Origin of the sequence: Azospira inquinata (genome assembly GCF_018905915.1) — a bacterium.
GTDB lineage: Bacteria > Pseudomonadota > Gammaproteobacteria > Burkholderiales > Rhodocyclaceae > Azospira > Azospira inquinata.
This window is the reverse complement of record NZ_CP064782.1, coordinates 712698-727277: the sequence shown is the minus strand read 5'-3', so window position 1 is coordinate 727277 and position 14580 is coordinate 712698. Positions and strand designations below refer to the sequence as shown.

The window sequence follows — 14580 nt, the reverse complement described above, 5'->3', positions numbered from 1 at the left end:
GGAAAGGGAGAATCAGCGGCGCTATTTTACGCCTTGACCAATCCTGATCGACCCTATAACGTAGCAGGTTTTTCGAGCGAAAGCTCTCATGTAAGGCCAAGAAAATGACGCTTACCGGTGCGGAGATTGTAATCAGGTGCCTCCAGGAAGAAAAGGTCGAGCATGTGTTCGGCTATCCGGGCGGTTCGGTGCTGCATATATACGATGAGCTGTTTAAGCAAGACAGCATCAAGCACATTCTGGTCCGTCACGAGCAGGCTGCCGTACATGCGGCGGATGCCTATTCCCGGTCCTCCCAAAAAATTGGGGTGGCCCTGGTGACCTCTGGCCCGGGCGTTACCAATGCCATTACCGGCGTGGCTACGGCTTACATGGATTCCATTCCCCTGGTGCTGCTCTGCGGCCAGGTGCCTACGGCGGCCATTGGCCAGGACGCCTTCCAGGAATGCGACACGGTGGGGATTACTCGCCCCTGTGTGAAGCACAATTTCCTGGTGAAGGACGTGAAGGATCTGGCCCTGACCCTGAAGAAGGCCTTCCATATCGCCCAGACCGGTCGTCCCGGGCCTGTGGTGGTGGATATCCCCAAGGATGTGACTGCCGCCCGCTGCGAGTTCTCCTATCCGGAGACCATCCAGATGCGCTCCTACAACCCGGTGGTGAAGGGGCATCTGGGGCAGATCAAGAAGGCGGCCCAACTGCTGGGTGAGGCCAAGCGGCCCATCATCTACTTCGGTGGCGGGGTGATCCTCTCCAACGGCTCGGAAAAATTCACCAAGCTGGCCAAGCGCTTGGGCTGCCCGGTGACCGGCACCCTCATGGGCTTGGGCGGTTTCCCTGGCTCCGATCCCCAATTTCTGGGCATGCTGGGCATGCACGGCACCTACGAAGCCAACATGGCCATGCAGTACGCGGACGTGGTGCTGGCCATTGGCGCCCGTTTCGATGACCGGGTGATCGGCAATCCGGACAATTTCTCCGCCCAGCCCCGGCGCATCATCCACGTGGATATCGACCCCTCTTCCATCTCCAAGCGGGTCAAGGTGGATGTGCCCATCGTCGGCAGTGTGCCGGATGTGCTGGATGAACTGCTGCGCCTGACCGATGGCGGCTTCCAGGCCGATCCGGCGGTGGCCGACTGGTGGCGCCAGGTGGAAGAATGGCGTGGCAAGCATTGCCTGGACTTCAAGCAGGAAGGCAAGATCATGCCCCAGTTCGTGGTGCAGAAGCTCCACGAAGTGACCGGCGGCAACGCCATTATTACCTCGGACGTGGGCCAGCATCAGATGTTTGCCGCCCAGTATTACAAGTTCGACAAGCCCCGGCGCTGGCTCAATTCCGGTGGCCTGGGCACCATGGGGGTGGGCTTGCCCTATTCCATGGGGGCCCAGTTCGCCAACCCGGACATGCCCGTGGCCTGTATTACCGGGGAAGGCTCCATCCAGATGTGCATTCAGGAGCTGTCCACCTGCAAGCAGTTCGAGCTGCCCATCAAGATCATCAATCTCAACAACGGCTATCTGGGCATGGTGCGTCAGTGGCAGGAAATGTTCTATTCCGCCCGCTATTCCCAGTCCTATGTTTCCTCCCTGCCCGATTTCGTACGTCTGGCCGAAGCTTACGGCCATGTGGGCATGCGCATCGACAAGCCGGAGGATGTGGAACCGGCTCTGCGCAAGGCTTTCACCGAACACAAGAATGACCTGGTGTTCATGGACTTCCTCATTGACCCGACGGCCAATGTGTTCCCCATGGTGGCGGCGGGCAAGGGCTTGGCGGAAATGATTCTGGCGGAGGACCTATGAGCGCGGAACTGAATACCATGCGGCACAATATTTCCATCCTCCTGGAAAACGAAGCGGGGGCCCTGTCCCGGGTCGCCGGCCTGTTTTCCGCCCGGGGGTACAATATCGAATCCCTGACGGTGGCACCCACGGAGGATGCCTCCCTATCCCGCATGACCATCGTCACCTCCGGAACCGAGGAGGTGGTGGAGCAGATCATCAAGCAGCTCAACAAGCTGGTGGATGTGATCAAGGTCGTCGACCTGTCAGAAGCCGCTCATACCGAGCGGGAACTGATGCTCATCAAGGTACGGGCCACCGGCAAGGACCGGGAAGAAATGAAACGCATGGCGGATATTTTCCGCGGGCGTATCATCGATGTGACGGATTCCACCTATGTCATCGAACTGACCGGTGCCAGCGGTAAGCTGGATTCCTTCTTGGCCGCCATCGACAGCGGCCTGATTCTCGAGACCGTGCGGACCGGCGTCTGCGGCATTGGCCGCGGCGATCGCATCCTCAAGGTCTGATTCGCGCCGCGCAGGGGCGGACCGGGTGGCTGTCCATCCGCCGACCCTGCGCGGTTAATTTGCTCTAAGGGGTAACTATGAAAGTTTATTACGACAAGGACGCCGACCTCTCCCTGATCAAAGGGAAGAAAGTCACCATCGTCGGCTACGGCTCCCAAGGCCATGCCCACGCACAAAACCTGAAGGATTCCGGCGTCAAGGTCACCGTTGGCCTGCGCAAAACCGGTTCCTCCTGGGCCAAGGCCGAAAAGGCCGGTCTGAAAGTGGAAGAAATCGCCAAGGCCGTGAAGGGCGCCGATCTGGTCATGATGCTGCTGCCGGACGAAACCATTCCCGAAGTCTATTACGCCGAAGTGGAACCCAACATGAAGAAGGGGGCCGCCCTGGCCTTCGCCCACGGCTTCAACGTGCATTACAACCAAGTGGTGCCCCGTGAAGATCTGGACGTGATCATGATTGCCCCCAAGGGCCCGGGCCACACCGTGCGCTCCGAATTCCTCAAGGGTGGCGGCGTGCCTTCCCTGATCGCCGTCTACCAAGACACCTCCAAGAAGGCCCGGGATCTGGCCCTGTCCTACGCTGCTGCCAATGGCGGCACCAAGGGCGGCGTGATCGAAACCACCTTCAAGGAAGAAACGGAAACTGACCTGTTCGGCGAACAGGCCGTGCTCTGCGGCGGTGCCGTGGAGCTGATCAAGACCGGTTTCGAAACCCTGGTGGAAGCGGGCTACGCTCCTGAAATGGCCTACTTCGAATGCCTCCACGAAATGAAGCTGATTGTGGATCTGATCTACGAAGGCGGCATTGCCAACATGAACTACTCCATCTCCAACAATGCGGAGTATGGCGAGTACGTGACCGGCCCCGAAGTCATTAACGCCCAATCCCGGGATGCCATGCGCAACGCCCTGAAGCGCATCCAGAACGGCGAATACGCCAAGCAATTCATCCTGGAAGGCAAGACCGGCTATCCGTCCATGAGCGCCCGTCGCCGTCTGATGGCCGACCATCCTGTGGAACAGGTTGGCGCCAAGCTGCGGGACATGATGCCCTGGATCAAGAAGAACAAACTGGTGGACAAGAGCAAGAACTAAGTCCGCGTGGAACGGCAGGCGCCTTCGGGCGCCTGCCGTTTTTTCGTCCCTTCCCTTCCACGCCCACTTTGCCTTGCTTATGAATTATCCCCACCCTCTGATTGCCCGGGAAGGCTGGCCCTTTCTCGCCATTGCCTTCGTCGTTGCCCTGCTGGTGCAACTCTCCGCCGGTATCCTCTGGGCTTCGCCCTTCTGGATCATCGCCCTGTTTGTGCTGCAGTTTTTCCGTGACCCGGCCCGTCCTATCGCCGGCGACGGCAAGACCGTGGTGGCGCCCGCCGACGGCCGTATCGTGGCCGTGGAAAAGGTGCAAGACCCCTATTTGAGCCGTGAAGCCCTGAAAATCAGCGTCTTCATGAACGTCTTCAACGTCCATTCCAACCGTTCCCCCATTGACGGCACCGTGCGCCGCAAGTGGTATAACCCGGGCTCTTTCCTCAATGCGGCCCTGGCCAAGGCTTCCGTGGAAAATGAGCGCTGCGCCCTGTGGCTGCAGACGGCAGACGGTCAGGACGTGACCTGTGTCCAGGTGGCCGGCCTAGTGGCCCGCCGTATCCTCAATTATGTGGACGCCGACATTCCCCTGGCCCGGGGTCAGCGCTACGGTTTTATTCGTTTCGGTTCCCGTGTGGATGTGTATCTGCCCCTGAACGCCCGCGTCAAGGCGAGCATTGGGGAAAAAGTGTATGCTTCCACGTCGGTCTTAGCCGAACTCTCATAATCCATGCCAGAACTCAAACCGCGTAAGGCGATTTTTAATCCCGAACTGAAGCGCCGCGGCATCTACGTCCTCCCCAATCTCTTCACCACCGCTGCCCTGTTTGCGGGCTTTTTCGCCATTGTGCAGGCCATGAATGGCGCCTTTGAACAGGCGGCCGTGGCCATTTTTGTGGCCATGGTGTTGGATGGATTGGATGGGCGGGTGGCCCGCCTCACCCATACCCAGAGCGCTTTCGGCGCCGAATACGATTCCCTGTCCGACATGGTCTGCTTTGGTGCCGCTCCGGCCCTAGTGGCCTATGAATGGGCCCTGCGGGGCATGGGCAAGCTGGGCTGGATCGCCGCTTTCGTGTATTGCGTGGGGGCGGCCCTGCGCCTGGCCCGCTTCAATACCACCCTGGAAGTCATGGACAAGCGCTATTTCCAAGGCCTGCCCAGCCCCGCCGCCGCCGCCCTGGTGGCCGGTTTTGTCTGGCTCATGCTGGACAACGGCATCAGCGGCCAGGATGTGCGCTGGGTCGCCCTTGCCCTGACCATTTTTGCCGGGGTATCCATGGTGACCAACTGCCGCTTCCATAGCTTCAAGGGCATTAATCTGCGTAAGAGCGTGCCCTTTTTTGTGGTGGCCTTCATTGCCCTGGGCTTTGTGCTGATTTCCAGCTATCCCCCGGGAATTCTCTTCGGCCTCTTCGTCGTTTATGCCATCTCCGGCTACGTGATTTCCGCCTGGAAATTGCTGCGTCGCCGTCCCACCGCTTCCCGCCTCGGCTGATCAGGCCGGCGGGAAGCGCACCTCAAACAGCGCTCCCCCCAGGTTGGGGGAGCTGCTGATAGTCACCTGGGCCTGATGCTGGCGGGCGATTTCCCGCACAATGGCCAGGCCCAGACCGCATCCATCCGTATGTTCCGAATCCCGGCGCTGAAAGCGCTCGAAGACCCGTTCCCGATCTTCCGGGGGAATGCCCGGGCCGCTGTCTTCCACCTGTAGCCTGGCGCCTTCCGCCGTATTGAAACAGCGCACATTGATGCTGCCTCCCCGGGGGGTGTAGCGGATGGCGTTGTCGATGAGATTGGCGAGCAGTTCCTGGACCAATAGGCGGGCGCCGGAAACCGTTGCCGGGGCAAGATCGAAGCCCAGGTCCACATTGGCCCGGAGGGCCAGGGGCAGCCAGGTTTCGGCGCTTTCCCGGGCGATGTCCGCCAAATCCACTGCTTCCATGGATTGCTGGCCCCCGGGCTCGGCCCGGGCCAGGGCCAGGAGCTGATGGGTCAGGTGGGTGAGGCGCCGGGTGGCGCTCAGGATGCGCTGTAATTGCTGCCGTTGTTCCTCCCGAGTTTTGGGTCCATCCACCTCCCGCAGGGCCAGTTCGGCCTGGGCCTGGAGGGCGGCCAGGGGGGTGCGCAGCTGGTGGGCCGCGTCGGAAACGAAATGGCGCTGGGCGGTGAGGGAGGCTTCCAGGCGGGCCAGCAGGTGGTTCAGTTCCTCCACCAGGGGGGTGATTTCCTCCGGCACCTGGGCCGTGGAGACCGTGCTCAGGTCATGGTGGGAGCGGCGCGCCAGTTCGCTGCGCAGATCCTCCACCGGCTTTAAGCCGTGGCGGATGCCCACCCAGCCCAGGCCCAGGGTGGCCACCACCAGCAGCACCTCGGGGAGGAGCATGGAGAGAAGAATTTCGTGGGCCAGACTGTTGCGCTTGTTCTGGGTTTCCGCCGCCAGAATCACCAGGGGAACCCCTTCCTGCTCGGTGAAAAAGGCCGCCATGCGCACCGAGTGGCCCCCATACCAGCCGTCGTAGTAAAGCCGCCCGTCCTCCTCCATGCCCCAGGGGGGTGGGGGCAGGCCCCGGTGGCCGGCGACGAAATTATTTTCTGGTCCGAGAACCTCGAAATAGACCTGGTCGTAACGGTCCGTGAGGAGAATTTCCTCCGCCTGGTTGGGCAGGTTAAGTACCGGCACGCCGCCCACGATCTGAATCTGCCCGGCGATAGCCAGGGCCGTGTCCAGCAGGGCCCGGTCGTAGGCCCGGGTGGCGCTGCGCAGGGCGATGGCGTAGGCCGTAATGCCCCCGGCGGTGACCAGGCCCACCATGGCGGGCAGCAGCCACACCAGGAGCAGGCGGCGGAGACTAGGCCGCCGGGTCATCCTGGGGCTTTTCCAGGTAATAGCCCAGACCCCGGACGGTGCGGATGGAGATGCCGCCCGGTTCCAGCTTGGCCCGGAGCCGGGAAATGAATTTCTCGATGGCGTTGGGGGTAATGTCCTCGTCCCAGCTGTAGAGGGACTGCATGATCTGCTCTTTGCTCACAATGCGGTTGGCCCGGCTGGCCAGGAATTCCAGGGCCGCCCATTCCCGGGCCGTGAGATCCAGGGCCTCCTGGCCCAGCCAGGCCCGCTTGCCCACCGTGTCCAGGCGCAGCTGGCCCAGGACCAGTTCCGGTTCCGGCTGGGTGCGGCCGCGCCGGATCAGGGCCCGTACCCGGGCTTCCAGCTCGGACAGGGCCACGGGCTTCACCAGATAATCGTCCGCCCCCATGTCCAGCACCTTGACCCGCTCCTCCAGGGCTTCCCGGGCGGAGAGAATGAGCACCGGGGTGGGCTGGTGCCGGCTGCGCAGGCGCTGCAACACCTCCGTGCCGTCCAGGCCCGGCAGGCCCAGGTCCAGAATGGACAGGTCGTATTCATTGTCCGCCAGCCACTGGTCGGCCTGGCGTCCGTCCTTGGTCCAGTCCACCACGTAGCCCGAGTGGCGCAGGGCCCGGGTCAGACCGTCGGCGAGCAGGGCGTCGTCTTCAACAAGCAGTATCCGCATGGTATTTTTATCCAGATTATCAAGGGGCTAATGCCCGGATGCGCGTCATTGGCTGGTCAGGAAGGGTTCATACAATACCAGCCTCCTTCAACGGAAGAAAATCCATGGGGCGTTTCCTCCTTATTTCCCTTTCCCTGGCCACCGGGCTGGCCGCCGTCTACCCCGGCGCCTCCGCTTGGGCCCAGGCCAGCACCGGGCTTCAGGCCGGGAGCGGTGATCTGTCCCTAAAAGGGGCGGAAAAGCTGTGGCTGGAGAAAAACCGGGAACTGCAACAGGCCCGCATCGCCGTTAAGGCGGCGGAAGCGGACCGGGTGACGGCCAACGAGGCCCCCAATCCCCAGCTTACCCTGTCCTCCACCTCCCTCAATCCCCGTACCGGTATCGGTGGCGGCAGCCTGCGGGAAAAGCGGGCCGATTCGGTGATCCGTATCGACCAGCAGATCGAACGGGGGGGCAAGCGGGAACTGCGCACCAAGACCGCCGGGGCCCTGGTCCAGGCGGCCCGGGAAGACCTTCAGGAGAGCCTGCGCCAGGGGCGCATGCAGCTGGTGTCCGCCTACTGGGATCTGCGTCAGGCTCAGGAGCGGCTCAGTCTGGCCCAGGACACGGCGGAGCTTTATCACCGCACCATTCGGGCCACGGAACTGCGCCTCAAAGTAGGGGACGTGGCAGCGGCGGATCTGGCCCGGCTCAAGGTGGAAGCGGCCCGGGCGGATAACGACGCCCGGGGCGCAGTGAGCGACCTGGCCCAGGCCCAGAGCGCCCTGGCCTATCAGCTGGGCCGGGAAATTCGGGCTGCCGATCTGGTGGCCACGGACCCCTGGCCGGCCCTGAATGGGGGGGAAGCCAGCCCCACAGCCCAGAGCCAGGCCCTGGATCAGCGTCCGGATGTGCGGGCGGCCCAGGCCCGGGTGGAAGCGGCGGAACACGCCCGGGATTTGGCCCGGGCCAACCGAAGCCGGGATATTTCCGTGGGGGTGCAGTTTGAGCATTTCCCCGAACCGGACCAGTCGGCCAACAATACTTACGGGGTGAGCGTTTCCGTGCCCCTGTTCCTGCGCCACAGCTATGAAGGGGAAATTGCCCGGGCCGAGGCGGATCTGGAGCAGGCCCGGGAAGCCCTGGATCAGGTGCGGGGCCAGGCCCAGACTGATCTGGCCCAGGCGGCGTCCCAGCTGGCTTCCGCCCGGGAACGTCGCCAGCGCCTGGAAGGGGGGCTGCTCCAGGATGCGGAGCGGGCTGCCAAGGCGGCGGAATTTGCCTACACCAAAGGGGCGTCCAGCCTGGTGGATTTGCTGGATGCCCGTCGTACCCTGAAAGCGGTGCAGTTGGACGGCGTCGGCCTGCGGGCGGATTACGCCAAGGCCCTGGCCGCCTGGGAAGCGGCCCAGGGCAAGTAAGCCCCGGGGTGCCCCACAGAACCCTGTGAAGCGGTGACCGGAGCCCCCTGGGGAGCCGGTGGCCGAGCCAAGCTAACGGACAAGGAACAAGACCATGATCTCCCTGCAACGGAAATCCACCCGCCTGGCCCTGGGGGCCGGAGCGGTGGCCCTGGTGGCCCTGGCTGCCTGGGCCCTCTCCCGGCACAGCACGGCCCCCTTGCCGGACAAGGGGGCGCTCCAGGCGCCGGCGACTACGGGAAATCAGACCCTCCATTTCGCCCCCGGAGCGCCCCAGCTGGCCTATCTGCGCATCGAGGCCGCCGTGGAAGGCCCGGTGCCCCTGCTGGAGCCCCTTAACGGCCGGCTGGCTTACGATGAAAACCATACCGCCCGGGTCTTTGCCCCGGTTCAGGGCCGGGTGCTCAAGGTGCTCACCGAGCCCGGGACCCAGGTCAAAGCGGGCCAGCCCCTGGTGACTCTGGATATTCCGGACTACGCGGACCTGCGCAAAGCGGAGGCGGATCTGGCCATGAAGCGTTCCGCCTACAACCGGGCCAAGGCCCTGTTCGACGGGGAGGTGCTGGCCCGCAAGGATCTGGAGGGGGCTCAGAACGATCTTCAGGCCGCCGCCGCCGAGGCGGACCGGTCCCGCAGCCGCTTGCGTAATGTGGAAGCCCTGCCGGGTCAAGCCGGCTTCGCCCTGCGCACCCCCCTGGCCGGGGTGGTGACGGAACGCCAGGCCACCCCGGGCTCCGAGGTGCGGCCGGACAGCGACAATCCCCTCTTCGTGGTCAGCGACCCCCGCCATCTCTGGGCCTACGCGGAACTGCCGGAAAAGGATCTGGCCAAGGTCCACCCGGGCCAGCCCATGGCGGTGATGGTGGATGCCTATCCGGATCAGCGCTTCCAGGCCGTGGTGGAATCCGTGGGGGACGTGCTGGACGCCCAATCCCGCCGGGTGCCGGTGCGCTGCGCCGTGCCCAATCCGGACCGGAAACTGAAGCCGGAAATGTTTGCCCGCCTGATGCCCGTGGAAGAGGGGCGCCATCTGCCCCGGGTGCCTAATGCGGCCCTGGTGACCACTGGCCTGCACACCTACATTTTCGTGGAACTCCAACCGGGGGCCTTGCAACGGCGGGAAGTCCAGCTTGCCTACCGGGGCCATGAGGCCAGCTACGTGGAAAAAGGCCTGAATCCCGGGGAGCGGGTGGTGACCGCCGGCGCCCTCCTGTTGAACGCCGAACTGGGCGGTAATTGAGGCCGATGATGCTGGAACGTCTCGTAACTTTTGCCCTCTCCCAGCGGGTTTTCGTGCTGGCGGCGGCGGTGATTCTGGTGGTCTTCGGCTGGTATGCGGTGAGCAACCTGCCCATTGAGGCCTTTCCCGATGTGCAGGATGTGCAGGTGAATATCGTTACCCAGGCCCAGGGTTTGGCGCCGGAGGAGGTGGAGCGGAGTATTTCCCTGCCCATTGAGCGGGAAATGAACGGGGTGCCCCGCATGACCCAGCTGCGCTCCGTGTCCATCACCGGCCTGTCCATCGTCACCCTGACCTTTGCCGACAACACGGACGATTACTTCGCCCGCCAGCAGGTGACGGAACATCTCCAGGATGTGACCCTGCCCCCCAATGTGCAGCCCTCCCTGGCCCCCCTGTCCACCGCGGTCGGGGAAGTGTACCGCTACGTGCTGGAAGGCCCGGCGGATATGCCCCTCTATGAACTCCGTGCCCTCCAGGACTGGGTGGTGCGCCCGGCTATCCGCCGGGTGAGCGGGGTGGCGGATGTGGTCAGCTTTGGCGGCGCGGTGAAGGAATACCAGGTCAAGGTGGATCCTTACCGGCTACGCAAATTCGGGGTCAGCATTGATCAGCTTTCCCAGGCCCTGACCAACAGCAATGCCAACACGGGGGGCGGCGTTATCCACCGGGGGGACGAAGCCCTGGTGGTGCGTTCCATTGGCCTCCTCAACAGCCTGGACGACATTGGCCGGGTGACGGTGGCGGTGAATAACGGCAAGCCCGTGCTGGTTTCCGACGTGGCCGATGTGGCCATCGGCCCCCACACCCGTTCCGGCATCGTCTCCTTCAATGAGCGGGACGACGTGGTTCAGGGGGTGGTGCAGATGACCAAGGGCCAGAATGCCTCCACCGTGGTGGCGGGGGTTAAGGCCGAACTGGATCGTCTGGGAGACAAGCTGCCCCCGGGGGTGAAGCTGGTGCCCATCTATGACCGGACCCAGCTGGTCAATCATACGGTGCACACGGTGAGCGAAAACCTGGTGGTGGGCGCCTGTCTGGTGGTCAGTATTCTGATCATTTTCCTGCGCTCCTGGTTTGCTGCTGCCGTGGTGGCCCTGGTCATTCCCCTGGCCCTGCTCACCGCTTTCATCATGATGCACGTCAAGGGGGTGGCGGCCAATCTTATCTCCCTGGGGGCGGTGGACTTCGGCATCATCATCGACGGGGCGGTGGTGCTGGTGGAGGCCCTGATGGTGCGTCTGGCCACGGCGGAGCAGGAAGGAGGGCCGCCCAACGGCACCTTGCAATGGCGCATGCTGACCTTGAAGCACACCACAGTGGAAATGGGCCATCCCATTCTCTTCTCCAAGGCCATCATCATTCTCGCCTTCCTGCCCATCTTCACTTTCGAGCGGGTGGAAGGGAAGATTTTTACCCCCATGGCCTACACCCTGTCCTTCGCCATTCTGGGGGCCATTCTTCTGACCCTCACCCTGACCCCGGCCCTGACCTCCTTCTACCTGAAGCAGCACAATCTGGCGGAACAGCATCTGGCCTGGATGGGCAAACTCCAGGACTTTTACCGCCGGGTCATGGCCTGGACGGAAGGGCGGCGTAAGGCCATTCTGGCCGCTTCCCTAGGACTGCTGGTTGCCTGCCTGGCGGTGGCTCCCCAGCTGGGCAGCGAATTTTTGCCCAAGCTGGATGAAGGCAATATCTGGCTCACCATCAGCCTGCCGCCCGCCACCAATCTGGAAAAGACCAAGGAGGTGGAACGCCAGGTGCGGGGCATTCTCCTGAGCTACCCGGAGGTGCGGGAAGTGATCGCCCAGGTGGGGCGCCCGGATGACGGCACGGACCCCAAGGGCCCCAATAATCTGGAAATCCTGGCCGACCTGAAACCCCACGACCAGTGGCGTTTCCCGGACAAGGACGCCCTGATCGGGGACATGACCCGGAAAATCCACACCATTCCCGGGGTGCCCACCAACTTCTCCCAGGTCATTGAGGACAATGTGGAAGAGTCCATTTCCGGGGTCAAGGGGGAAATTGCCGTGAAGGTCTTCGGCCCGGATCTGGATATTCTGGAAGACAAGGCGGAGCAGGTGGCGGCCATTCTCAACAGTATCCAGGGGGCGGCGGATGTGGCGGCCATCAAGGTGAGCGGCCAGACCGAGCTGGACATTACCCTGGACCGAGCCCGCATGTCCCGCTACGGCCTCAAGGCGGCGGACGTGAATGCCACGGTGCAGACCGCCCTGGCGGGCCAGGCCGTGTCTTCCTTCTATGACCATGACCAGCGCTACGACATTTCCGTGCGCCTGCAACGGCCCTACCGGGATGCGGTGGATGATGTCTCCGACCTGCCCGTGGCCCTGCCTGGGAGCGGGGATGGGGCGGCGCCCGCCACCATTCCCCTGGCGGCCATTGCCAATATTGAGGTGCGCCAGGGCCCGGCCCGCATTTCCCGGGAAGCGGGAGGCCGTTATGTGGCGGTGAAGGCCAACCTGCTGGGCCGGGACCAGGGCAGCTTCGTGGCCGAAGCCATGCAGAAGGTGAAAGCCCAGGTGCGTCTGCCCCACGGCTACACCATGACCTGGGGCGGCCAGTTCGAGAATCAGCAGCGGGCGGCCAAGCGCCTCATGGTGATCGTGCCCCTGTCCGTGCTGGGCATCTTTGTCCTGCTGTTCTGGGCCTTCCGTTCCATGCGCTTCGCCCTCCTGGTTCTGTTCATGGTGCCCTTTACCTGGATCGGCGGTATTCTCGGTCTGGGGCTGGCTGGGTTGCATCTGTCCGTCTCGGCGGCGGTGGGCTTCATCGCCGTGGCCGGGATTTCGGTTCAGAACGGGGTGATCATGGTGGAACAGTTCCTGGAAGGGGTGCGCAACGGCCATTCCGTGACCGATGCGGTGCGGGAAGGGGCGGTGGGGCGCCTGCGGCCCATTCTCATGACCGCCCTCATGGCCGGGCTGGGGCTGCTGCCTGCCGCCCTGTCCCACGGTATCGGTTCGGAAACCCAGCGGCCCTTCGCCGTGGTGATTGTGGGGGGTATTGTCTCCGCCACCATCTTCACCCTGGTGCTGTTGCCCCTCCTGTTCCCCGCCATGTGCAAGACCCAGCGTTAGTTTCGCCCGCCAGGCCCCTTGGGGAGGAAAATGCCCCGGAAAGGGGCCTGGCCACTGGGCTTGACCCGGCCATGCCCTTGCCGGGGGCGGCAAAAGCCATTATAGTTTTCCCCACTATGGCTAATCCCATCGGCAACCGTTTTTCCTCCCGCTTTACCCTGCGAACCCTGCTGTTGGCTCGCCCGCTGCTGCGCCTCGCGCGCTAATATTCTTCCCCCCAAATTCCCCGTATTCCTTCGGCCGCCGCCTCCGGCGCCCGACCGTGTATCAGGCGTACCCATTGGAGCCAGACCATGAAAGATCAATTGGTAATTTTCGACACCACCTTGCGGGACGGGGAGCAAAGCCCCGGCGCTTCCATGACCAAGGAAGAAAAGCTGCGGGTGGCTCGCCAGCTGGAAAAAATGAAGGTGGATGTGATCGAGGCCGGTTTTGCCGCCGCCTCCCCGGGGGACGCGGATGCCATTGAAAGCATTGCCCGGGTGGTGAAGGATTCCACCATCTGCTCCCTGGCTCGGGCCAACGAAAACGACATCCGTAAGGCCGGGGAAGCCATTAAGCCCGCCAACCGGGGCCGTATTCATACCTTCATCGCCACCAGCCCCATCCATATGGAAAAGAAGCTGCGCATGAGCCCGGATCAGGTGGTGGAACATGCGGTGAAATCCATCGGCTGGGCCCGCCAATATACGGACGACGTGGAATTCTCCGCCGAGGATGCGGGCCGTTCCGAACTGGATTTCCTCTGCCGCATTTTTGAAGAGGTGATCAAGGCCGGGGCTACCACCATCAATGTGCCGGATACGGTGGGCTACAACCTGCCCAACCAGTTTGCCGAAACCATCCGCCAGCTGCTGGCCCGGGTGCCCAATGCGGACAAGGTGGTGTGGTCCGTCCATTGCCACAATGACCTGGGCTTGGCCGTGGCCAATTCCCTGGCCGCCGTGCTGGCCGGGGCCCGCCAGGTGGAATGCACCATCAACGGCCTGGGGGAACGGGCGGGCAACGCCTCCCTGGAAGAGGTGGTGATGGCGGTGAAGACCCGGGGCGACTATTTCCCCGTGGAAAGCCGCATCGACGCCACCCAGATCGTGCCCGCCTCCAAGCTGGTGTCCCAGATCACCGGCTACCCGGTGCAGCCCAACAAGGCCATTGTGGGGGCCAATGCCTTCGCCCACGAATCGGGCATCCACCAGGATGGGGTGCTGAAGCACCGGGAAACCTACGAAATTATGCGGGCCCAGGATGTGGGTTGGACCCAGAACAAGCTGGTGCTGGGTAAGCACTCCGGCCGTAATGCCTTTAAGACCCGCTTGGCGGAACTGGGCTTCGAGCTGTCCAGCGATGAGGCCCTGAATACGGCCTTCGCCCGTTTCAAGGAACTGGCGGACAAAAAGCACGAGATTTTCGACGAGGATCTCCAGGCCCTTATGTCCGACGAGGTGGTGACCCCCGAGCTGGAACGCTACAAGTTGGTCTATTCCCAGGTCTGTTCCGAAACCGGGGAAAAGCCCATGGCCACCGTTACCCTCTCCGTGGATGGGGGGGAGAAAAAGGCCACCTCCGGAGGCAGCGGTCCGGTGGACGCCACTTTCAAGGCTATTGAAGCTATCGCCCAGAGCGGTGCGGATCAGCTCCTCTATTCGGTGAATGCCATTACCACGGGTACGGACGCCCAGGGGGAAGTGACCGTGCGCCTCGCCAAGGAGGGCCGCATCGTCAATGGCCAGGGCGCCGATACGGATATCGTCATCGCCTCCGCCAAGGCCTATCTCAATGCCCTGAACAAGCTCCATTCCTCCCTGGTGAAACTTAATCCCCAGGGCGCCGGGGTGTGATGGACTGACGTTTCCTTGGATTGGGAGGGGCCGGTGTGACCCACTGGCCTTTCCCTG

At 63.1% G+C, this 14580-nt stretch carries 11 protein-coding genes; 9 read left to right on the top strand and 2 right to left on the bottom strand.

The window, feature by feature from the left end:
- Positions 1 to 104 precede the first annotated feature (104 nt).
- The 5 genes from ilvB (at position 105) to pssA (ending at position 4900) form a co-directional block, all read left to right on the top strand.
- Positions 105 to 1805 carry a biosynthetic-type acetolactate synthase large subunit gene (gene ilvB, locus Azoinq_RS03190; protein WP_216126256.1) on the top strand — a complete coding sequence of 567 codons (1701 nt, stop codon included), beginning with the start codon at positions 105 to 107 and terminating at the stop codon, positions 1803 to 1805.
- A 17-nt stretch (positions 1806 to 1822) separates the two neighbouring features.
- On the top strand, positions 1823 to 2314 hold the full coding sequence (gene ilvN / locus Azoinq_RS03185) for an acetolactate synthase small subunit (protein WP_216132256.1): 492 nt from the start codon (positions 1823 to 1825) through the stop codon (positions 2312 to 2314).
- A 77-nt stretch (positions 2315 to 2391) separates the two neighbouring features.
- A complete protein-coding gene (ilvC, locus tag Azoinq_RS03180) occupies positions 2392 to 3408 on the top strand; it encodes a ketol-acid reductoisomerase (RefSeq protein WP_216126259.1) in 1017 nt (338 codons plus the stop codon).
- Between the two features lie 79 nt (positions 3409 to 3487).
- Entirely contained in the window at positions 3488 to 4129 is a 642-nt protein-coding gene (locus tag Azoinq_RS03175; RefSeq protein WP_216126274.1) for a phosphatidylserine decarboxylase, read from the top strand.
- Between the two features lie 3 nt (positions 4130 to 4132).
- The gene (gene pssA, locus Azoinq_RS03170; protein ID WP_216126278.1) at positions 4133 to 4900 is read left to right on the top strand and encodes a CDP-diacylglycerol--serine O-phosphatidyltransferase; all 768 of its coding nucleotides are present in this window, start codon (positions 4133 to 4135) and stop codon (positions 4898 to 4900) included.
- On the opposite strand, the gene Azoinq_RS03165 is transcribed toward pssA, so the two are convergent.
- Complete coding sequence (locus Azoinq_RS03165) at positions 4901 to 6271, bottom strand: sensor histidine kinase (RefSeq protein ID WP_216126281.1); 1371 nt, start codon at positions 6269 to 6271, stop codon at positions 4901 to 4903.
- The gene (locus Azoinq_RS03160; RefSeq protein WP_216126284.1) at positions 6255 to 6938 is read right to left on the bottom strand and encodes a response regulator; all 684 of its coding nucleotides are present in this window, start codon (positions 6936 to 6938) and stop codon (positions 6255 to 6257) included. The genes Azoinq_RS03165 and Azoinq_RS03160 overlap by 17 nt, the downstream gene beginning before the upstream one ends.
- A gap of 104 nt (positions 6939 to 7042) precedes the next feature.
- On the opposite strand from Azoinq_RS03160, the gene Azoinq_RS03155 reads away from it, so the two are divergent.
- The 4 genes from Azoinq_RS03155 to Azoinq_RS03140 all read left to right on the top strand — a co-directional run bounded on the left by Azoinq_RS03155 (position 7043) and on the right by Azoinq_RS03140 (position 14523).
- Complete coding sequence (locus Azoinq_RS03155; protein WP_216126287.1) at positions 7043 to 8338, top strand: TolC family protein; 1296 nt, start codon at positions 7043 to 7045, stop codon at positions 8336 to 8338.
- A 94-nt stretch (positions 8339 to 8432) separates the two neighbouring features.
- The gene (locus Azoinq_RS03150; RefSeq protein WP_216126290.1) at positions 8433 to 9578 is read left to right on the top strand and encodes an efflux RND transporter periplasmic adaptor subunit; all 1146 of its coding nucleotides are present in this window, start codon (positions 8433 to 8435) and stop codon (positions 9576 to 9578) included.
- 8 nt (positions 9579 to 9586) lie between these two features.
- A complete protein-coding gene (locus tag Azoinq_RS03145) occupies positions 9587 to 12685 on the top strand; it encodes an efflux RND transporter permease subunit (protein ID WP_216126293.1) in 3099 nt (1032 codons plus the stop codon).
- A 293-nt stretch (positions 12686 to 12978) separates the two neighbouring features.
- Positions 12979 to 14523, top strand: a complete 1545-nt coding sequence (locus Azoinq_RS03140) for a 2-isopropylmalate synthase (protein WP_216126296.1) — start codon at positions 12979 to 12981, stop codon at positions 14521 to 14523.
- Positions 14524 to 14580: the final 57 nt, after the last annotated feature.